This is a genomic window from Mergibacter septicus (assembly GCF_003265225.1).
GTDB classification, from domain to species: Bacteria; Pseudomonadota; Gammaproteobacteria; order Enterobacterales; family Pasteurellaceae; genus Mergibacter; species Mergibacter septicus.
The window spans coordinates 18878-38454 of sequence record NZ_CP022013.1 but is presented as its reverse complement, the minus strand read 5'-3'; the positions used below and the strand labels follow the sequence as shown (position 1 = coordinate 38454).

20 protein-coding genes and 6 tRNA genes are annotated in these 19577 nt (G+C 32.5%); 4 read left to right on the top strand and 22 right to left on the bottom strand.

What is annotated here, in order from left to right; translation table 11 throughout:
- Window positions 1-9 precede the first annotated feature (9 nt).
- The 21 genes from CEP47_RS00225 to CEP47_RS00125 form a co-directional block, all read right to left on the bottom strand.
- Window positions 10-654 (bottom strand): lysozyme family protein, encoded by a 645-nt coding sequence (locus CEP47_RS00225; protein WP_261919958.1) that lies wholly within the window; start codon window positions 652-654, stop codon window positions 10-12.
- On the bottom strand, window positions 636-1307 hold the full coding sequence (locus CEP47_RS00220; RefSeq protein ID WP_265482655.1) for a TIGR03759 family integrating conjugative element protein: 672 nt from the start codon (window positions 1305-1307) through the stop codon (window positions 636-638). The genes CEP47_RS00225 and CEP47_RS00220 overlap by 19 nt, the downstream gene beginning before the upstream one ends.
- Window positions 1308-1316: 9 nt before the next feature.
- Window positions 1317-1847, bottom strand: coding sequence for a PFGI-1 class ICE element type IV pilus protein PilL2 (gene pilL2, locus CEP47_RS00215; RefSeq protein WP_261919961.1), 531 nt, complete (start codon window positions 1845-1847; stop codon window positions 1317-1319).
- A 148-nt stretch (window positions 1848-1995) separates the two neighbouring features.
- Window positions 1996-2376 carry a hypothetical protein gene (locus CEP47_RS00210; RefSeq protein ID WP_261919962.1) on the bottom strand — a complete coding sequence of 127 codons (381 nt, stop codon included), beginning with the start codon at window positions 2374-2376 and terminating at the stop codon, window positions 1996-1998.
- Between the two features lie 121 nt (window positions 2377-2497).
- Window positions 2498-2872, bottom strand: a complete 375-nt coding sequence (locus CEP47_RS00205; RefSeq protein WP_261919963.1) for a hypothetical protein — start codon at window positions 2870-2872, stop codon at window positions 2498-2500.
- Between the two features lie 144 nt (window positions 2873-3016).
- A complete protein-coding gene (locus CEP47_RS00200) occupies window positions 3017-3511 on the bottom strand; it encodes an STY4534 family ICE replication protein (RefSeq protein WP_261919964.1) in 495 nt (164 codons plus the stop codon).
- Window positions 3512-4264: 753 nt separating this feature from the next.
- Window positions 4265-6325 (bottom strand): DNA topoisomerase III, encoded by a 2061-nt coding sequence (locus tag CEP47_RS00195; RefSeq protein ID WP_261919965.1) that lies wholly within the window; start codon window positions 6323-6325, stop codon window positions 4265-4267.
- A 135-nt stretch (window positions 6326-6460) separates the two neighbouring features.
- Window positions 6461-6865 (bottom strand): single-stranded DNA-binding protein, encoded by a 405-nt coding sequence (gene ssb, locus CEP47_RS00190; RefSeq protein WP_261919966.1) that lies wholly within the window; start codon window positions 6863-6865, stop codon window positions 6461-6463.
- 356 nt (window positions 6866-7221) lie between these two features.
- Window positions 7222-7716, bottom strand: coding sequence for a DUF3158 family protein (locus CEP47_RS00185; RefSeq protein ID WP_261919967.1), 495 nt, complete (start codon window positions 7714-7716; stop codon window positions 7222-7224).
- A gap of 6 nt (window positions 7717-7722) precedes the next feature.
- Window positions 7723-8424, bottom strand: coding sequence for a PFL_4669 family integrating conjugative element protein (locus CEP47_RS00180; protein ID WP_261919968.1), 702 nt, complete (start codon window positions 8422-8424; stop codon window positions 7723-7725).
- A 101-nt stretch (window positions 8425-8525) separates the two neighbouring features.
- A complete protein-coding gene (locus CEP47_RS00175; protein ID WP_261919969.1) occupies window positions 8526-9635 on the bottom strand; it encodes an STY4528 family pathogenicity island replication protein in 1110 nt (369 codons plus the stop codon).
- On the bottom strand, window positions 9628-10188 hold the full coding sequence (locus tag CEP47_RS00170) for a DUF2857 domain-containing protein (protein WP_265482654.1): 561 nt from the start codon (window positions 10186-10188) through the stop codon (window positions 9628-9630). The genes CEP47_RS00175 and CEP47_RS00170 overlap by 8 nt, the downstream gene beginning before the upstream one ends.
- Window positions 10189-10206: 18 nt before the next feature.
- Complete coding sequence (locus CEP47_RS00165) at window positions 10207-11865, bottom strand: ParB family protein (protein WP_261919971.1); 1659 nt, start codon at window positions 11863-11865, stop codon at window positions 10207-10209.
- Complete coding sequence (dnaB, locus tag CEP47_RS00160) at window positions 11862-13238, bottom strand: replicative DNA helicase (RefSeq protein WP_261919972.1); 1377 nt, start codon at window positions 13236-13238, stop codon at window positions 11862-11864. Before dnaB ends, CEP47_RS00165 begins: the two co-directional genes overlap by 4 nt.
- Before the next feature lie 17 nt (window positions 13239-13255).
- Window positions 13256-14089, bottom strand: a complete 834-nt coding sequence (locus CEP47_RS00155) for a ParA family protein (RefSeq protein WP_261919973.1) — start codon at window positions 14087-14089, stop codon at window positions 13256-13258.
- 58 nt (window positions 14090-14147) lie between these two features.
- Window positions 14148-14221: transfer RNA gene (locus CEP47_RS00150), tRNA-Cys, on the bottom strand.
- 23 nt (window positions 14222-14244) lie between these two features.
- A tRNA-Gly gene (locus CEP47_RS00145) sits at window positions 14245-14320 on the bottom strand.
- Between the two features lie 9 nt (window positions 14321-14329).
- A tRNA-Leu gene (locus CEP47_RS00140) sits at window positions 14330-14417 on the bottom strand.
- Window position 14418: 1 nt separating this feature from the next.
- Window positions 14419-14494: transfer RNA gene (locus CEP47_RS00135), tRNA-Gly, on the bottom strand.
- Between the two features lie 20 nt (window positions 14495-14514).
- Window positions 14515-14601 (bottom strand) — tRNA-Leu (locus tag CEP47_RS00130).
- A 1-nt stretch (window position 14602) separates the two neighbouring features.
- Window positions 14603-14678: transfer RNA gene (locus CEP47_RS00125), tRNA-Gly, on the bottom strand.
- Window positions 14679-15003: 325 nt separating this feature from the next.
- Here CEP47_RS00125 and CEP47_RS00120 point away from each other — a divergent pair.
- Complete coding sequence (locus tag CEP47_RS00120) at window positions 15004-15144, top strand: hypothetical protein (protein WP_261919974.1); 141 nt, start codon at window positions 15004-15006, stop codon at window positions 15142-15144.
- A 74-nt stretch (window positions 15145-15218) separates the two neighbouring features.
- Window positions 15219-16247, top strand: a complete 1029-nt coding sequence (locus tag CEP47_RS00115; protein WP_261919975.1) for a glycosyltransferase family 2 protein — start codon at window positions 15219-15221, stop codon at window positions 16245-16247.
- Window positions 16248-16279: 32 nt separating this feature from the next.
- Here CEP47_RS00115 and epmB read toward each other — a convergent pair whose 3' ends face one another.
- Window positions 16280-17290: an EF-P beta-lysylation protein EpmB gene (epmB, locus tag CEP47_RS00110; RefSeq protein ID WP_373463114.1), complete on the bottom strand. Its 1011-nt coding sequence runs from the start codon at window positions 17288-17290 to the stop codon at window positions 16280-16282.
- A 69-nt stretch (window positions 17291-17359) separates the two neighbouring features.
- On the opposite strand from epmB, the gene efp reads away from it, so the two are divergent.
- Window positions 17360-17926 carry an elongation factor P gene (gene efp / locus CEP47_RS00105; protein ID WP_261919976.1) on the top strand — a complete coding sequence of 189 codons (567 nt, stop codon included), beginning with the start codon at window positions 17360-17362 and terminating at the stop codon, window positions 17924-17926.
- A gap of 79 nt (window positions 17927-18005) precedes the next feature.
- Window positions 18006-19577 carry a glycosyltransferase family 2 protein gene (locus tag CEP47_RS00100; protein ID WP_261919977.1) on the top strand — a complete coding sequence of 524 codons (1572 nt, stop codon included), beginning with the start codon at window positions 18006-18008 and terminating at the stop codon, window positions 19575-19577.

The window sequence follows — 19577 nt, the reverse complement described above, 5'->3', positions numbered from 1 at the left end:
ATATACTCCTTAAGGATAAACCCACTTCACGATTTGGGGTTCAATCCAGTTTATTTTGTCAGGATTAATCCATTGAACAGTGTTGAGATAATCTTGATTAGTCACTAAATAGTCTGAGTTTAGATGTGATAAATGACGAGCAATCACGGATTGATAACGAATAGCAGGACTACCACCTTTCGGGCGATGATAGCAACCTGCTGCTTTTAGCCAATCATTGTGGACGTTGTAACAATATTTCAAAATTGAACTAGCTAATCGCAAATTATCAACAACATCAAAACCATCACAATAGTGTTTAAAGTGATACTGTGCATTCCAGCCAATATTGACTTGTGCAATACCAATATCGATTCGTTTTAATGGTATGTTTTTCACGAATTGAGATAATGCATTACAAGCAGATTCTCGGTTTTTATAGTAATAACTGTGTCCTTCAACATTTAACGTCCATGGATGTGGTATAATTTTTCCAGCTATTTTTTTAGGACTTTCGGTTAAACTGACAGCATATAGAACTTCGACGGGAATATTGTATTCTTGAGCGATTTTATGAAACTCAGTAGGTATTTCTGTTGCGAAAGTACAATTAGCAATAAAAATAAAAATTCCACTTAAAATTCTATTTATCCAAATTAATAAATTTGCTCCCATAGACCATCACCGCTTTTAAATGCTATAGGAATTTTGCCATTACCATATTTGATCCAATTACCGTTATCATGATTTAATGTAATTTCTTTCGTACGCACTTTATTGATATCAATACCACGCTGAGTTGCCCATTCTCTAATTTCATTATCAGAACTATTAATAAAATAAATATCTACAGGTTTATTCATTAACAGTAATTGCTGAAGTTTTGAGTCACAAATTTGACAATTTTTTGTACGAGTAAAGAAAGTGATTCTTTCTTTATCAGATTTAATAATTAGAATATTGCCGTATAACTCTTTAAACGCCTCATCGTAAGCACGCTGAAAGGCAAGTTCCTTTTCAACTCGCTCAAACTCTTTTTTAGCTAATAATTGAGCATATTTTTTACGCTCGATATCATTTTTAGCTTCAATACCAAGTATTGTTAATGGGTCTAGATTTGGCGACCAAAATTTACGCTCACCATTACGCAATTTCTCATAGCGTTGCCATTCTTCTTTTGATAACCCCCATTCAATCGCCTGGCTATCATCCGCATTTTGAGCATTTGTTATATTGACAGTAGAATACTGTTCAATATTTCCAGCACTCATTGCTATTTTAGAAACCACAACTAAACACAAAAACGAGAAAAATTTATAATACTTCATAATTACCTCTTACTTCGTGGTTAAACGACGATGAAAACAAATTTCTCTTGATACATCATTAACACTAGCTTGATACGCATTCCCAGCTAACATTTGGACCGCATTACGTAATCGCATAGGTCCAAATTTATAGTGAATTTTCGGTAATGGATGAGAATAAAGGGTTCGTACATCTGGCACGGTTGCTTGACACAAACTAAATCCAGAATTTTTTAATAGCATTTTTAATCCAGTTTCAACACTATAATTACGTTTAATATTCAGATTCAAGTGTACTAATTGATCTAGCAAATATTTTTGTGAATTTAAGGGGGCGGTAGATACTAGTGTATAGCGATCAAAACGTACAACTTCGGGTAATTCATTTTTATTTAATTTATAGAGATCGGGTTCAATAAAATGATTTGCAGGTTTAATTGTCGATTTGACAGTATTTATTTTATTTGTTGTTTTTGTAGACGTATTTACTGATGTTGTTGTACAGGCAGTTAAACTAAATGCTAATGTAGAAATTAAAAAAATTAGTTTTTTATTTTTCATAAATAAGGACCTTTTTTATTAAATTTAAATAAATATTTTGATATCTTGATAAAAACTTTATGAAAAATATAGTAGAAATTCATTTCCCAAAAAAATGAAAAAAAGGAGAATAATAATATTACTCTCCTTTCTTTTAATTTATGTTTATTTACCACCAAGAGGTGTAATAAACTGATCTGCCCGCCTTAATTTCTTCTCTTGCGGTCTTAATAAAATCAAGATCGTCCTGGCGTTCATCATCATCTAAAGACGATCGTCCAAAAAAGAATCCTTCAGTGTGTGGTAGTTTATTATTTAAAATAGCATCTTCTAATTTATCTAAATCATCATTATTAATGATGACATTATTTATATTAAATTCGCTATCTTTTCCTCCTTTTTTAAAGTAGAGTTTCTTAAACCAACCATGTAAATTCGGGTGTTTTCGCCATTGATGGATCAACTCACGCTCATCATCGTCAGCTAACTTAAAATCAGTTTCTACATCAATTTTTTTTGATGTACTGAATGCATACATATCTAGACCCATAGAATAATCTCCTTATAGATAATTTGAATAATAATTAAGAAATTTCTTAATTATGGTGACAAGAAACAAAGACTTAATACGAGATCAAGTCTTTGTTGGATGAATGAATTAAAAGAATTAATTAAAACGGTAATGACACTAATTCTTCTAATTCAACGAGAAGTGGTGAATGATTAATATAGTTTTTCAACTCATCAACGCCTATTGAGTGTTGTATAAATTCTCGCACATCAACTTTTTCAATTGTGTTGCCATTTTTCATTACAAAATCAGAAAAACGTACATTACTATTTTTAAAGCATGTATCTGCGATTTCTATACCGAAAATATAACTAACCTCTCCATATCCTTTATAAATCAAAGACAAATCAGAGTTGAGGTTATTAGGGTCGGAGTTGGAAATTACATAATTATTATATGCAATCACTAATTCATCATCAGTAAATGTATTAAACCAATTGTTGCCTAATTCATCTAACCAAGTTTTAGTAGTCATAATTTGTTTCTCCTGAAAAAAGCGGAGAAACATCTCTACCCAACTCGGGAAAAATGTTTCCCGCACGGGTTAAAATAGTAAATAAGACTTAACAAAAATCGTTAAGTCTTATTGAATTATGCAAAGGAGCATGGAGTAAAAAATTTAGAAAGAATCAGAATATTTTGGTTCTTCAGATTCATTCTTAGTTACTACTGTTTGAGTATCTACTGTTTGAGTAGATTGAGTATTTACCTCTTGAGTAGATTGAGATTTATAAACAACTTTTCCATCAATCTTAATCATTTTGATATTGATTAAACGAGCTTTTAGCATTACACCAACTTGTCCAGCTTTTTCACCTTTAGAATAGGTGAATGTGTCATACCACAAATCGCTTAATGTAAAGCTAATCAATATCTTAGATCCTCTTTCTGAAGCATCGATACATCTGCGAACTAATGAACTAGCGTCTTTGCCAATCACATTACAACTAAATTTAGTGTATTGAACATCATCACTAGAACCAGATAATGCTGAAATATCACACGCCCAAAAAGCCGCACCTTTTTTAGGTTTAACTTCACGAATGTTAGATAAATAACCAATACCAGTAGTATGTAAATTAAAATATGTTTTTTGTTGAGTTTGAGCAGTCATAATTTGTTTCTCCTGAAAAAAGCGGAGAAACATCTCTAACCAACTCGGGAAAAATGTTTCCCGCACGGGTTAAATTAGATTAGAGTAAAGAAAAATAAACACTCACTATATAAATAGAAACTCATTTCAGAGCGTTTGAGTTATTTGGGATTTGGTCATTTGGATAGCTCATTCCAGACCTAGAGCAAGATGCTATCAACGATAGCGACTTAACTTAATGATTACATTAAATCAGATAAAAAAATAAAAAAAGTTTATTTTATATTAAATGTTTTATTAATTATCTTATAAATTATACCTACAAAAAAACCACCAATATAAAATACTGGTGGTTTATAGACAAATTTGGTTAATAGAAAATAGATAAATATAAAATAATCCTCGTGATATTAATTTATATTTTCACACTTTCCCCGTTTACTATGCAACCATTAAACGGTAATCTGGCACAATCCTGCACAAAGGGCTTCGTTTTTCACCGCCGATCGGTTTTGACTAAATATAGTAGAATTTTAGTTTAATTTTCACAAAAAACTAAATTAAAATTCTACTATATTGATAAATAGAAATATTTCATTGATAAATAGTATTCTCATTTCAGAATACAACAAAAGGTATTTTGAGTAACAGCTAGCTAGAGAGTTTGTTATTTAACTAGCTAGCTGTTAAAGGGCGTAGTTTGATAACCGACAAACTACAAACGATCAAGCATCGTAATTTTATGCTATATAGAAAAACTTGTCTACAATTGGTTTATATTGGAATTCTATTAATTTTTCGTTTTTCACCTAATATTTTAATTTCATTTTCATTTTCTTTTTTAGCGTAATTTCTCTTTTTCTTAATATTCTCAATAGCATCACAATTAGGATAATTAGAACATCCCCAAAATTCTCCATTTTTACTATTTCGTTTTCTCATTTGAGAACCGCATTTAGGGCATATTTTTGTAGGAGCAACAGGAATATTACTCATCGCTATTGTAGATTGAGCTGATACACTAACAATTCGAGAAATAAATTGTCGTTGTTTTGACATAAAATCTAACAGTGTCATATTCCCTGCCGCTATATCATTCAACGCCTGTTCCCACAATGCAGTCATGCCAGGATCTCTAATGATTTCAGGCAACGCATCGATTAATATTCTCCCTTCGGGTGTTGAGACAATACTACGCTTTTCTCGTTTGAGGTAATTTCGTTTTAATAATGTTTCAATCACATCTGCACGAGTCGCTTCGGTACCTAGCCCTTCAGTTTCTCTTAATTTTTGTTTTAATTGTGGATTTTGCACAAATCTAGCAGCATTTTTCATTGCACTAATCAATGTTCCCTCAGTGAACGGTTTAGGTGGAGTTGTTTTTAATTGTTTAACATCAATTGAGACAATAGTACAAACATCATTCTGAGAAAGTGAAGGTAAAGATTGTTCATCATCAATATTACTACTATTATTTAAATCATCTGTATTATGTTTAGCAAATAGCAATTTCCATCCCGTTCTAACCACAACTTTACCTTTTGCAACTAAATTGTGTTGTTGTTTTTGTAATATTACCGTTGTTTTATCTTCTTCATATAATGGTAAAAATTGAGCCATATAATAACGACAAATTAAATTATAAACTTTAATTTCATCATCATTCATTTTAGATAAATCAGTTTTCTGTGTTGTCGGAATTATGCCATGGTGAGCTGTAATTTTTTTATCATTCCAAACACGAGAACGTATCGATAGATCGAGTTGTTGAACAATATTTCTCATTGCAGGATTTGTATTTACAATTGATTGTAAAACAGCAGGAATTTCGTCAATCATTGATTCTGGTAAATAACCACAATCCGTCCTCGGATACGTTGTAGCTTTATGGGTTTCATATAATGATTGAGCGATATTCAACACTTGTTGAGCTCCCATTCCAAACTGACGTGAACATGTTTGTTGTAATGTACCTAAATCAAATACTAGCGGAGGATTTTCTTTCACTCGTTTAGTTTCAACATCAGTAATTTTGATTGATTGATTTAATAACTCTGATGCTGCAGTATTTGCTGCATTTAAATCAATACAGCGATGTTCCTCATCGCAAATTTCATCATGTGCTTTCCAGTACGCAACAAACGATTGATTTTTATTAGTACGACAAACAACAGGTAAAACATAAAATGGCTTAGAGATAAAATTCTCAATTTCTCGATCTCGTTGTACAACAATACCGAGTGTAGGACTTTGAACTCGTCCGACGCTCATCACTCCTTTGTAACCATTTTTTTGAGCTAATAATGAAAATAAACGTGTTAGATTCATACCGACTAACCAATCAGCCCGTGCTCTAGCTAATCCAGCATCATAGAGAGATTTTGTTTCGCTATCCGCTCGTAAATTTGACAAAGCCTTTCTAATACTGCCGTCATCGAGTGCAGATAACCACAATCGTTGAATAGTTCCGTTATATCTAGCAGCATCTAACAATTCTCTCGCAATAACTTCACCCTCTCTGTCAGGATCAGTTGCAATCACAATGTGGTCTGCTTTTTTAATTAATGCCATCACAACTTTATATTGTTTGCTTGTAGTTTTTTTAACTTTCATTTTCCAACGATCTGGAATAATGGGTAATGTATCTAATGACCACCGTCTATATTCTTCATCATAATCTTGTGGCTCCGCCTGTTCTAATAAATGTCCAATTCCCCATGTAACGATAATTTTTTTATCTGTACTGAATAAGTATCCATCTGAGCGTTGATTTGCACCTAAAAATTTACCAATATCTCGCCCTTGACTAGGTTTTTCACATAAAAATAATTTCATTGTCATTCCTCTCTCATTATTTCTATATATGTAATTTAGTACAATAAATAGGATTAACAACAACTAATTAATTACTGAAAAAATCAAAAAAACACCTTTCTAAAAAGGTGTTTCATATACATATAGATTCTTAATTTAGATTAACATGTCATCATCGTTATATTGTTGAATGTTATTTGATAAATTTTGTGTTTTTGAATTTTGTGGTTTTGTATCTAACATCTGTAAAATTTCTCCCTGGATCTCTTTCGTTTGTCGTTCTTGTCCATTTTCATCTTTCCACTTTCGGGTTTTAAACTTTCCTTCGACATAAACTTTTGATCCTTTATGCAAATATTCACCGACAATTTCAGCTAATCGACGATAGAATACAATACGGTGCCATTCTGTTACTTCTCGCCATTCACCTGTTTGTTTATCCTGCCAACGATCACTAGTTGCCACATTAATTACTGCGACTGAATCACCATTCGGAAATGATCGTAGTTCGGGTTCATTACCTAGATTTCCGACAATAATTGCTTTGTTTATACCTGCCATAGAAGCTCCTTAATATGTATATCAAATGATTTACTTTGTATATAAAACCTATAATTTCATTCTCGTGTGGGGGTTAAGGGGGCAACGCCCCCTTACCTTTAAAAGGCCTTTTTATCGAATCTTTACCTACAATAAAAAATAGGGCTTAAGTACAACTCAAAATAAGATTTAGATACAACGATACAGGTGGAACTGTTGGTTATTTTTTAACCTTTGGTTCCAGGTGGAACCATTGCTCATTTTTTAACCTTTGGTTCCAGGTGGAACCATTGCTCGTTTTTTAATCTTTGGTGCCAGGTGGCACCGTTGGTTATTTTTTAATCTTTGGTGCCAGGCGGCACCGTTGGTTATTTTTTCTAATTAGAATATTCCCCACTCAATTCTAAAATAGATTTATTTTTCTCTTTACATTCTCTCAACTGTCGCACTATTGAATTTAAAACAGACATCTGCATATTAAATGCAATTCTATCGTTTTCTAATGCGACAAGAGCCTGTTTAATTTCAGCTGGAACAGTTTCATCCTGTAAAATATATTTATACGCAGGCTCACCACTTTTATTATTTTTCAGATTACGCCAACGCAAAAATCTGCCACCTGAACTAGATGTATGATCTAAAATAAAAATCAACGGAACATGTGCAACTGGATATGAACGAGCTTTTTGTATAATTGACTGCCCCATTTCAATTAATGATTGCCTAGATTCTAAAAAAAACTGCTCCAGAATTTCATAATCAACTTGGGTTGATACAGGATTAAACAATTTTTTTAATCCTGCATTTAATGGCGTGTTAAAAATTAAATTCGCATAATCCTGTTCATTCAACGCATGATATGATTTCTTCATAACAAATTATTCCTCTATTTGTTTTAATAATTTAGTATTTATTGGTGCATAGTTACTACGAGTAGTGCCATGAATAATTTCATCTGATAATTTTCCGAAACGTTCAATTACTGCTAATGCTCGTGCTGTGCCATTAATTAATTCATCACGAGTAATGCCAGCATTTTTGTACCGTTGAATAAACCCATATAATGATCTAATTAAATGTGTAGCAGATTCTAAACGTGAATTAGCATCATTTCTCGAAATAATTGCTATATGAGTAGCAGTCATTATTGAACGAGCAAAATTATCGTATTCAGATATCATATAAACTAATTGATAACCAATTTGAGATTTGATTTTTAATGAAATTTCAACGGGTTGGACACTAAAACTACGATCTAATTTTATATCGGGCGGTAATATATCTACATATTGATCTACTAATGAGTTAGTAAATTCTTTAATTAACTGTCTATTTTTTAAAATTTTCTCCTCTATTTTTATTAAATAATCATCTGCGTAAGGATCGTCATTTGCTGAATGAGTATGTATATGACCCAGAATATTTAATATACTAGGTGTACTGATAGTAACAATACGTTTTTTACCATTTTCAGTTCTATTTCTACCCGTCCAAATTTTTAATCCGTGTTGAGTATGTAGTGTTATAGAAATATCAGTAGATAATACTCCTATTTGTTGTTGATTTTGATTTGAGTTCATTGTTATCTCCTTGATTATGAATTAAATTTGATAACAATAATAAATATTATACGTTTTAACTCAATACAAAATTATTTATTAATTTCATATAATTTATTCCACTACATACTTCGCAATTGATTTTTCAAAATCGTGGCTTTTTTTGATATTAGCTGTAATTCATCATTTGAACGTACCGAACGAGTCGATATATTTGATATAGATTCAACTCTTTGATTTTTATTTGGATTTTTATTTATTAGAAATTCTTTAAAATCTCCTTTTTTTGCCGTTCGCAACAAATGACATACATAATTTAATGGTTTTTGAACTCCACCAGCTCGAACTCGCATACAAGCTTCTACTAACACTGATTGAGCAATTTTTGATGATAATTGCAGATTCTGAATTAAATCAAAAATTCGTTTTTTCTCTAATTGTGAAAAATTAAATTCGTTGGGAATATTAATAGTACTAGTACTGTACTTATTATATTTAATAGTACTAGTACTAAGTACTTCATCTTGGGAACTAAGTAAATTTTGCTGATTTTTGCTTAGTTCCCTAATGGAACTAGGTAAATTTTGCTGATTTTCACTTAGTTCCCTAATGGAACTAGGTAAATTTTGCTGATTTTTGCTTAGTTTTCTAACGCTAAAAATACTTGATAATTTTTGATCTGTTAAATTTTTCGTTTGATAATGTTGATAACGCTCTAATATTAAATCAATATGTGAAACTAAATATGATTGTTGAGATGATTTGATTTCATGCGTAATAGAAATTGCAACATCTCGCACTATTTTATCACTATGTTTTGTGCAACTTTCTAATAGCTCTAAATATTGCTCATTAAAATGAACACAATCTAAAACACTTAATGGTTCATCATGTATTAAATAAATATTTCCGAGTATTCTACCTTTTTCATCTCTAGATGTATCACATAATGTTAGCCACCGCGTTAATCTCAGTAATAATAACGTTTGACTAACAATTTTTCGTGAGCATTTTTCCTGTTTATACGCTGTATCAGATAATAGGTTTTGTAATTCATCGTAACTCGGAAATACTGTACTATTAAATGCTCGAGCATGAATTTTGATAATTTGATATGCAAATTTTGCTCGAGCAGTTAAATGATGATCTTGTAATAATCGTAGAGGAACTGTTTCATGTTGATTGCCAACAAAAAATAAAGTGTTTTCCTCTAATTTTTTAATATTATTCATCTTGTTGTTCTCTTTCCCAGCTCATCACTAATTTCCATACCGTTGTCAGATCAACTTTAGTTGATTCGGCTATTTGCATTAATATATTTAACGCATCTAGTGAATCTAAATTTAATTTTGAATCACGAACGGCTTTCCACTTGTACCAAATTTTAGAACTCTCATTAGTATCTAGCGTTGAACGACGTCCTGCTGATTTACTCTGTCCCAGTAATCGTCTACGTTCGCTAATTTTTGCACTCTGTTCTCCAAAAAAATTTTCTAATAGCTCAATGCTACCACCGAGAATTAACGCGTTGTCCATGATTTTCTGTGTTTCAGCATGATTTTTTGCACATGAGATCATCTTATTAAATAGATCATGATTAATCCCGATTTTAATAAATGGAGTTTTTGTTTGACTCAGATGATGTAGTTCATCAGTCGTTAATTTATCTAGCTCATGTAATTCAGTTGATGTAAAACCAAATTGTTCACAATATCGTAAATTACCATTTTTTAGTTCATACATAACATGAGATAAAACAGCAAGATTAAACGTTGCGATTGTCATCATAAGTTCCTCTCTGGTTTATGACTTTAGTTCTCTTAATCGTCTTACAACACGAATTAAACGAAATATTTTCACTAGCATTAAATCATTAATTTGGGTTAATAAAATTCCCTCATTAACATTCCAATTTAATTGCTCACTATGATCATCTGTCGCTAACATTGACAATAACTCATAAATAGATACTGTTAATTGATTTTCTGTTAGATCACTAGGTATTAAATCAACAGTAAAACTAAAATCTGTTGATTTAGCAGTGCGTTGAATCAACGATTTCAGACCAACTTGTTGAGCAATATCTGTAGCTAATCCAAACGCCTCAATTTTTAGTTTATTTACATCATCAAATGCTGGGAAAATTTGCCAGATATCTTCAACTGGTTGACATCCTGTGTTCGCAAAACTAATACCGTTTTGTTCAGCTCGTTGTTTACGCTGTTCACTGAATGTTAGACCTGGAGACATACCAAATTGAGATAATACTGGGGCAGGAGAAATATCTAGTGATTCTAATTCTGATTCAGTTTCTGGTATTTCCTCATCAATTGAATTGGAATTAGATGGTGTATCAACTGACACAACTGGTTCAATAAAATTAATTTCGCTACTATTAGTTTCATCAGTAATTAGATGTTCTGTTGTTTTTTCAGATATTGTTTTTTCAGATTTTTTAGGTTTATTCTTTGTTCCAATTTGTAATAACGTTGGTTCAGTTTCTGGAACTGGCACAACTGCGTTATCCATTTCACTTTCTATTTTTAGTCGCTGCTTATGATTTGTATCTATATTAATCTCATAGTGAATTTCTTGATATGTAATGCTATTATCTAGTTCACTAATCATTTTTCCGATCAGTTCATCTTGTAATAAATGTAAATCTAAAACAGATTCATCTCGATTAAAAACACTGAGGATTTCTAACCAAATTGGTTTAAATTCATTAAATGTTGTTTTTTTATTCCAATAAATTTCAGCATAATTGTATAATGTTAATAATTTTTCAATTTGAGGCTTTCCCATTCCTGCCATTAAATTTTCAGGAATAGCAGGATATAACAGATTAATACACTGCTCCATCTTAGTAATTAGTGAACGAGAAATGCTATAACCGTCTTGTGTTAATTTTTTAGCTAACTCATTCTGAGATAGAGAATTATTATCTCGTTTCTCATAGAACGATTTCACTTGTTGAATTGCTAGTGCTCGTTCAATAAATGTTAGATCGCCTCTTAAATCATTTTCAGCTAAATGTCCAATTAGGCACGATAATTCACCATCTATTTGATTGTTATTTGCTCTCCACGGTTTAAACAAACAACTAATTGAAAAAAATTTCGGATCTTGAGTTTCTTCATATAATTCTTTTAATGCTTGTAACCGTGTATTTCCACCATCAGCAATAATATAAAAATCGTCATTTGGACGTTTCGTGATATTAGGTGGGAAATCTAATCCTCTTGCTCTAATTGACTCTTTAATTTCATTAAATTTAGGATTTTTAGTTTTGCGTGGATTATTATCAAACGAACGTAATTCTAATAATGTGACAGTTTTTAATTCCGGTTTATCTGATACTATTTGTTGTGTTAAATAGTCAGGCGAATTATTTTCAATAATTCCTATACTCATGCCTTTTAGCAGAGATTTTTTTCTAGCTTCTCGTGAAATGTTACTCATAAAATATCTCCTATAATATCAGTGTTACTGCTGTTTGATGGCTGAGAATACGTTTCAAATAGTGAATATTGTCCGAAAAATTTAGAAATAACGGTTCCAGTTGGTCCATTTCTCTGTTTACCGATAATGATTTCAGCTAGCCCCCTCATTTGGCTATCGCCTTCTGTATAATATTCATCTCGATGTAATAGAATTACGACATCAGCATCTTGCTCAATAGCTCCACTATCACGCAAATCTGCAGTTGTTGGTTTTTTGATCGCTCGACCTTCTACGCAACGATTTAATTGAGCTAATGCAATAACTGGACACCCAATTTCCTTAGCTAAAGATTTGAGTTCATTAGAAATTCTGCTAACTTCATCGTAACGATTTTGAGCCGATGGATAACGCATTAATTGTAAATAATCAATGAAAATTGCAGCTGGTTTTCCATACATTCGAGTATTTTTACGTACTCGAGTACGTAAAATTTGAGGTGTTAGATATGATGAATCGTCAATTAATAATCTATTTTCGTTCTCCCATTCTTTTAGAACTCTGATCGCATTAGATATTCCTTCAAAATCTAAATCATCCATTAATGCTGGATTACGTATGAATTGCATAGGTACTCGACCTATCATAGAAATAAAACGCGTTAAAATTTGTTCACCAGGCATTTCTAGGCTGTAAAACTGAATAGGAGATCGTTTAGATTCTAAGACGGATTTGATAACTGATAATGTAAATGCTGTTTTTCCCATTCCCGGTCTACCGGCAATTACGACAAAATCACCATGTTGAAATCCCGTAGTCATTTCATCAATTTGTTGAATTCCCGTAGGTATACCGTTGATTGTGGATGAATTAGCTGTTTCAATTTTGTTTAGAACTGTTTCCAACGTTTCTGTAATATTAATGACAGAATTTTTATTTTCTGCACATGCAATATCAAATAGACGTTTTTCTGTCTCAGCAATAATATTATCAATTTGTTTTTTGTGTTTGAATGTTGCATTTTGAGTTAAATCATGACCTAGTTTTGACAACTGTCGTAATTTATAATAGCTATTCAATTCATTTGCATACGCCACAATATTTGATGCTGTTGGAGTATTATGTATATTCTCTGCTAAATACGCTAATATTCCGCTACTCTCTGATACACGTTTTTTAATTGCATCAGCTAATATTAAAATATCTACTGATTGACCTCTGTTTAGCAGCTTTTCAAGCTCCTCAAACGCAATTTTATTGTATTGAACATAAAATAGATCACTATTGAGTAATTCTGATACGTCATCCCATGTATCATTATCAATTAATAATGCTCCAATAACAGCTGATTCAAGCTCTGCCGAATAGAGTATTGTAGAGTTAGAGTTTTTCATCAAAAACCTCCTCTACATTACACTGATTGAGGTTCAAATAACTTACTAAATTGTGGAAATAATTGAGAGCATAATAATTTCATTGTGTAGAATTCACTCTCACGGTATCGATGTATAGGCATACACAATGTATTTGCTTCTCTATATGCAACCCGTGCAGGAATATTCAGTTCTAAAAATTCTACTGAATAATTGTCTGTATTATTAAAATTCTCATCTTTAAAAATCTGATGTAATTGAGTTATAACATCTTTCGCATCGTTTGTGTTATCAACCCGATTCGCAACCGCTTTTATTGGTGGCAACTGAAAACCAAAATTTGTGTATGTACGTAGATCGTTATATAAACTGAGTGTTCCACGCAAAAACTCTCGTGTAGATAACAATTCTGGTAACAATGGAGAAAGGATTAGATGACTCGCCAACACACTCATTTCCAACGTAATATCACGACTGCCTTTAGTATCAATAATGATCAAATCATAATCATTAATTTGTTGGAGCAAATGATTAAAACGAATAACCCCATCGGGTGAATTACGTAACAATAAACTGATTTTGCCGGTAGGATCATTTGATTTAATCAAATCTAAATTTTGGATAGTTGTTTTAGAAATAATTTCATCTGTATTTAGATTTTGATTAATAATAAATTCATAAATTCCACCTGGGGCAGAATAATCTAATTCATAATATGAACTCAACGATGGTTGCACATCAGTATCGATCATTAACGTTTTAATTTTATGATCTGCACAAAATGCTGAGATATTAGCTGCATTAGTAGTTTTAGTAACGCCGCCTTTAGTTGATAAGATTGTTGTAATAAATGGTTTTTTTACTGTTTTCATAACAAACTCTTTTTTAAATAGTGATAAGAGAATTTTCGAAAACAATAATCAGAGAAGATGGAGGCGTGTCCCGGAGTCGAACCGAGCTACATGGATTTGCAATCCAGTGCATAACCGCTTTGCTAACACGCCGGTGACATATAAGACATATCAGATGGAGCGGGAAACGAGGCTCGAACTCGCGACCCCGACCTTGGCAAGGTCGTGCTCTACCAACTGAGCTATTCCCGCAAAAGGAAATGGTGCCCGGGGCGAGACTTGAACTCGCACAGCCTTGAAAGCCGAGGGATTTTAAGTCCCTTGTGTCTACCGATTCCACCACCCGGGCTTGGAGCGGGAAACGAGGCTCGAACTCGCGACCCCGACCTTGGCAAGGTCGTGCTCTACCAACTGAGCTATTCCCGCAGAACTGATTAACTAATAAATGGTGCCCGGGGCGAGACTTGAACTCGCACAGCTCGAAAGCCGAGGGATTTTAAATCCCTTGTGTCTACCGATTCCACCACCCGGGCTTGGAGCGGGAAACGAGGCTCGAACTCGCGACCCCGACCTTGGCAAGGTCGTGCTCTACCAACTGAGCTATTCCCGCACCATTAAGCACTTTTATTATATGCCTAATCAGTGAGGTGCATTCTACTTATTTCTCTTTCAATGTCAACGGAATATTTGATCTTTTTTGTTTGAATGGTTAAAAAAAAGCTAACCAAAGGCTTTTATTAAATAATTGAGTTTTTTTTATACTAACTTAGCATTTTTTATCATCATATTTTCGCTCTTTTATCAATCACACTAATCACAAAACACACTAAGATTAAATGTATTATACAAACTATAAAAATACTAAAGCTAGATTGATCCAGATATAAAAAAGTGTTATACAGCATAAACATAAAGAGAAATAAGAGGGATAGACTATGGCATATAAACAAAAAAAATTAGCTAAAAAATTACAAAGTTTCCGACATCACCATAAAATGTGGCGATTAAGAAAACTCAGATTACGCAAACTCTATATTCAGTCTCGGCATCGCTTACATTTTCTACAAAACAAATAAAAATAATTAAGTTATAAAAAGAATACTTTATAAGTTCTATACTAAAAAAACTCAATAACCAATAAGGATAAACAATGAAGATAAGTGTTATTATTCCTGTATATAATACTGAAAAATATTTATCTAAATGCCTAGACAGTATTATCAATCAAAATTTTAATGATATAGAACTAATTATAGTTAATGATAATTCTCCTGATAACTCGCTAGAAATAATAAAAAACTATATGATGAAAGAGAATAGAATTATTCTCATCAATAAAACTAAAAATGAAGGACTATCTGCTGCTAGAAACAGTGGTATAGAAATGGCGAAAGGAGAATATCTTCTTCATATAGATAGTGATGACTATATTGTAAATAACAACTATATATCACATATGTATAAACTAGCTCGTGATAATAATGCTGATATAGTTATTAGTGATTATTATCAACAAGATTATAATCAAAAAATGATATACCGTAAAAATGGGAAATATCCTGAGAATAAAAAATTAAATAATATAGATGTAATTAATGATTTATTTCAAGGGAATTCTGCTCCATCTGTATGGGGAAAACTCATTAAAAGAAGTTTATATATAAATAATAATATCACTCATATAAAAGAAATTTGTTTAGGTGAAGATTTAGTTGTCATGCCGAAATTAATGTATTATAGTCATACAATATTAAAAACAAACCAGTCGTTTTATTGTTATACTTACAATCAAAATAGCATTACTCGTTCAAATAATTATAAAAAACTCGCAAGTTTACAACTTGTTATCAATAATCTAGAAGATTTTTTTAAAGATAAGTCCCCAAATATTAATATAATTCCTGCTAAATTACATCATTTAACCTATACTATTTTTAACGAAAAATATAATTTTAATAATGAAATTTATTTAGCTTTCTTTAGAAACTACCAAAACATATTAAAAAACTTAAGTTACTCTGATATATTAAATTCATTAAAAGAATCTAGCAAAGAGCTTAGAATAATCTGTCTATTATTAAAAACATTTAATAATAAATTAGCCTTTATATCTTTATGGCAGGCAATCCACCTTTATTTAAAAACTAAAAAATATATAAGTGCTATAACATCAAAATAAATATTATAAAGGCTTTTAATATTTTAGCATTACTACACGACTAACGTTTTACTCCCTTTACCTGCTATTTCTCTTGCTAATTTGGGGACAAGATAACCACTGCTGATTTCCTGAAGGCGGTGGTAAATAGCTAAAGCTTCCTGATCGTTTAACCAGAAATGGCTAGCACCTTCTACTTTATCAAGTAAATGTAAATAATAAGGAAATATACCCGCGCAGAAAAGCTTTTCATTTAAGGTTTTTAAAGTCTGGGCATTATCATTAATCCCTTTTAAAAGAACAGATTGATTGAGTAATACAACACCGACTTGCTTTAAACGTTGTAAATATGTTGTGAGTAGATCATCTATTTCATTTGCATGATTGATATGCGTTACTAACACCGCTTGTAAGCGAGAAGTTGCAAGTATCTGACAAAGTTCGCTGGTAATTCGTTGAGGAATAACCACAGGTAAGCGACTATGAATCCGTAAACGTTGTAGATGTGGTATTTGTGCTAAATTGTCAATAAGCCAATCTAATTCCCGATCTTTTGCCATTAAAGGATCACCACCTGAGAAGATAACCTCCTCTATTTCTGAATGTTGTGCGATATAGTCCAATCCTTTTTGCCAGTTAATTTTAGAGCCTTGATTATCTGAATAAGGAAAATAACGGCGAAAACAGTAACGACAATTAACTGCACAACCTCCTTTGACCATCAAGAGCAACCGATTATGGTATTTATGTAAGATGGTAGGGACTTTATTCACACTATCTTGTTCTTCTAACGGATCTCGACTAAAGCCTTCTACTTGCAAAAATTCATTTGCCGAGGTCATCACTTGCAAGAATAAAGGATCATTCGGATTACCTTTTTCCATTTTATCAAGAAAAGGCAAAGGTACACGCAACGGAAATAATCGACGTGCTGCACAGTCGTTTTTGAAGCTATCTAAAGGCAATTCCAATCGTTGGAGTAACTCATTCGGATCTGAAATTGCGGAAGATAAATAATCTAACCAGTTTTTTTCTTCTCTAATTATAGTTTTTTGGGTTATCATAAGCACTTTGTTATAACAAAATATTTGCGTTTTAATCAAAAACGCTTTTTTTAATAATTGAGGTTTTTTATGGCGTCATATTCTACCAGTGATTTCAAACCAGGTCTTAAATTTATGCAAGATGGTGAACCTTGTGTCATCATTGAAAATGAATTTGTTAAACCGGGAAAAGGTCAAGCTTTTACACGGACTCGTATTCGTAAACTGATTTCAGGCAAAGTATTAGATGTTACCTTCAAATCTGGTTCAACGGTTGAAGCTGCTGATGTAATGGATACAAATCTAACTTTCTTATATAAAGATGAAGAATTCTGGCATTTCATGAACAATGAAACCTTTGAACAATTAGCAGCTGATGCGAAAGCAGTTGGTGATAGTGATAAATGGTTACTAGATCAAGCGGATTGTATTGTTACTTTATGGAATGGCACACCTATTAGTGTTACCCCACCTAACTTTGTTGAATTAGAAGTTGTTGATACCGATCCCGGTCTTAAAGGTGATACCGCTGGTACAGGTGGTAAACCAGCAACACTTAGCACTGGTGCGGTAGTTCGTGTTCCTTTATTCGTCCAAATCGGTGAAGTTATCAAAGTTGATACACGTTCTGGTGAATACGTTTCCCGAGTTAAATAAAACTCACTTATACAACCCCATAATCTTTGATTCTGGGGTTTTTCATATTTGTCATTCTCTTCAATCGCAAGGATAATCAATGAATACTAAATTACCCATTAGTGTTACTATGTTAGTAAAAAATTCAGCTAAATATCTTGAACAGGTACTCAATGCCCTAAATGATTTTGATGAAATTTTACTCTTAGATAATGGTTCAACTGATCATACCCTTGAGATTGCACGTCAGTTTGACAATGTTGTAATTAAACATTCTCCATTTATTGGATTTGGGCCATTAAAAAATCTTGCTGCTGAGTATGCAAAACACGATTGGATTCTAAATATTGATAGCGATGAAGTATTGCCTTCCGCATTAATTGAGGAATTAAAACAGCTTGATTTAACTCAGACCAATAGAGTTTTTGCATTATTACGTTTAAATCATTATCGAGGTAAGATAATCAAAACTTGTGGCTGGTATCCTGACTATGTTCATCGACTTTATAACCGAACTGTTGTGCGTTTCAACCTTAAACAAGTCCATGAATCATTACTATTACCAGACAATGTTACAACAATTCGTTTAAATAACGCTTTTTTACATTATTCATTCGATGGTGCAGAAAGTCTGATTCAAAAAATGCAGCAATATACTACCCTCTTTGCTGAACAGCATAAATTTCAGAAAAAGACCTCTATTTTAAGTGCTATTAGCCACGGGTTATCTTCTTTTATTAAGCACTATTTTCTGAAAAAAGGAATCCTTGATGGGCGTGATGGATTTGTCATTTCTTGTGCAAATGCAATGGGATCATACTATAAATATGTAAAACTTGCCGAAGCAAACGATCGTTTAACCGTTTCTTTGATTATTACAACTTACAATCGTCCAGATGCCTTAAGTGCTGTTTTACAATCTGTTCTCGTTCAAACTGAATTGCCACAACAAGTAATCATCGCTGATGATGGCTCAACCCAAGAAACGGCTGCGGTAATTCAACAATTTCAAGCCAATTTTCCCGTTCCTCTCATTCATAGTTGGCAAACAGATGATGGCTTTAAATTAGCTGAATCTCGTAATCGTGCATTAGCACAAGCTACTGCTGATTATATCGTTGTTATTGATGGTGATATGGTGATGCACCCTCAATTTATTGCAGATCATAAACGTGCAGCTAAAAAAAATGTCTTTATTCAAGGTGGGCGAGTCGTTCTCCCTGCTGAAAAAACAGCCGAGATTCTACAAAATCCACTTAACTATCAACAAATCAAATGGTATCAAAAAGGGATTGAAAAACGGTTTGAAAAACGTTTATCGGCTTGTCATTTACCTTGGTTAAATATGTTATTGCATCAAGAAAAATCTGATTACTATAAAGGTATTCGTGGTTGTAATATGGGATTTTTCCGACAAGATGCCTTAGCTATCAATGGCTTCAACAATGATTTTGTTGGCTGGGGGCGAGAAGACAGCGAATTTGTTGCCCGTCTATTTAATGCTGGAGTTAAACGACGTGATATTCGCTTTGCAGCGATCGCTTACCATCTCTATCATCACGAAGCTCAACGTGATGCTTTACCAGACAATGATCAACGCTTAAAAGCCGCCATTGAACAAAAAATTATTCGTTGTCAAAACGGCATTGAACAACTACAAGAGAACAAATAG

What these genes read in the sequence shown, in the direction of transcription:
- CEP47_RS00225 (WP_261919958.1), bottom strand. Translation starts at nt 654, where the DNA reads ATGGGAGCAAATTTATTAATTTGGATAAATAGAATTTTAAGTGGAATT.
- CEP47_RS00220 (WP_265482655.1), bottom strand. Translation starts at nt 1,307, where the DNA reads ATGAAGTATTATAAATTTTTCTCGTTTTTGTGTTTAGTTGTGGTTTCT.
- pilL2 (WP_261919961.1), bottom strand. Translation starts at nt 1,847, where the DNA reads ATGAAAAATAAAAAACTAATTTTTTTAATTTCTACATTAGCATTTAGT.
- CEP47_RS00210 (WP_261919962.1), bottom strand. Translation starts at nt 2,376, where the DNA reads ATGGGTCTAGATATGTATGCATTCAGTACATCAAAAAAAATTGATGTA.
- CEP47_RS00205 (WP_261919963.1), bottom strand. Translation starts at nt 2,872, where the DNA reads ATGACTACTAAAACTTGGTTAGATGAATTAGGCAACAATTGGTTTAAT.
- CEP47_RS00200 (WP_261919964.1), bottom strand. Translation starts at nt 3,511, where the DNA reads ATGACTGCTCAAACTCAACAAAAAACATATTTTAATTTACATACTACT.
- CEP47_RS00195 (WP_261919965.1), bottom strand. Translation starts at nt 6,325, where the DNA reads ATGAAATTATTTTTATGTGAAAAACCTAGTCAAGGGCGAGATATTGGT.
- ssb (WP_261919966.1), bottom strand. Translation starts at nt 6,865, where the DNA reads ATGGCAGGTATAAACAAAGCAATTATTGTCGGAAATCTAGGTAATGAA.
- CEP47_RS00185 (WP_261919967.1), bottom strand. Translation starts at nt 7,716, where the DNA reads ATGAAGAAATCATATCATGCGTTGAATGAACAGGATTATGCGAATTTA.
- CEP47_RS00180 (WP_261919968.1), bottom strand. Translation starts at nt 8,424, where the DNA reads ATGAACTCAAATCAAAATCAACAACAAATAGGAGTATTATCTACTGAT.
- CEP47_RS00175 (WP_261919969.1), bottom strand. Translation starts at nt 9,635, where the DNA reads ATGAATAATATTAAAAAATTAGAGGAAAACACTTTATTTTTTGTTGGC.
- CEP47_RS00170 (WP_265482654.1), bottom strand. Translation starts at nt 10,188, where the DNA reads ATGACAATCGCAACGTTTAATCTTGCTGTTTTATCTCATGTTATGTAT.
- CEP47_RS00165 (WP_261919971.1), bottom strand. Translation starts at nt 11,865, where the DNA reads ATGAGTAACATTTCACGAGAAGCTAGAAAAAAATCTCTGCTAAAAGGC.
- dnaB (WP_261919972.1), bottom strand. Translation starts at nt 13,238, where the DNA reads ATGAAAAACTCTAACTCTACAATACTCTATTCGGCAGAGCTTGAATCA.
- CEP47_RS00155 (WP_261919973.1), bottom strand. Translation starts at nt 14,089, where the DNA reads ATGAAAACAGTAAAAAAACCATTTATTACAACAATCTTATCAACTAAA.
- CEP47_RS00120 (WP_261919974.1), top strand. Translation starts at nt 15,004, where the DNA reads ATGGCATATAAACAAAAAAAATTAGCTAAAAAATTACAAAGTTTCCGA.
- CEP47_RS00115 (WP_261919975.1), top strand. Translation starts at nt 15,219, where the DNA reads ATGAAGATAAGTGTTATTATTCCTGTATATAATACTGAAAAATATTTA.
- epmB (WP_373463114.1), bottom strand. Translation starts at nt 17,290, where the DNA reads ATGATAACCCAAAAAACTATAATTAGAGAAGAAAAAAACTGGTTAGAT.
- efp (WP_261919976.1), top strand. Translation starts at nt 17,360, where the DNA reads ATGGCGTCATATTCTACCAGTGATTTCAAACCAGGTCTTAAATTTATG.
- CEP47_RS00100 (WP_261919977.1), top strand. Translation starts at nt 18,006, where the DNA reads ATGAATACTAAATTACCCATTAGTGTTACTATGTTAGTAAAAAATTCA.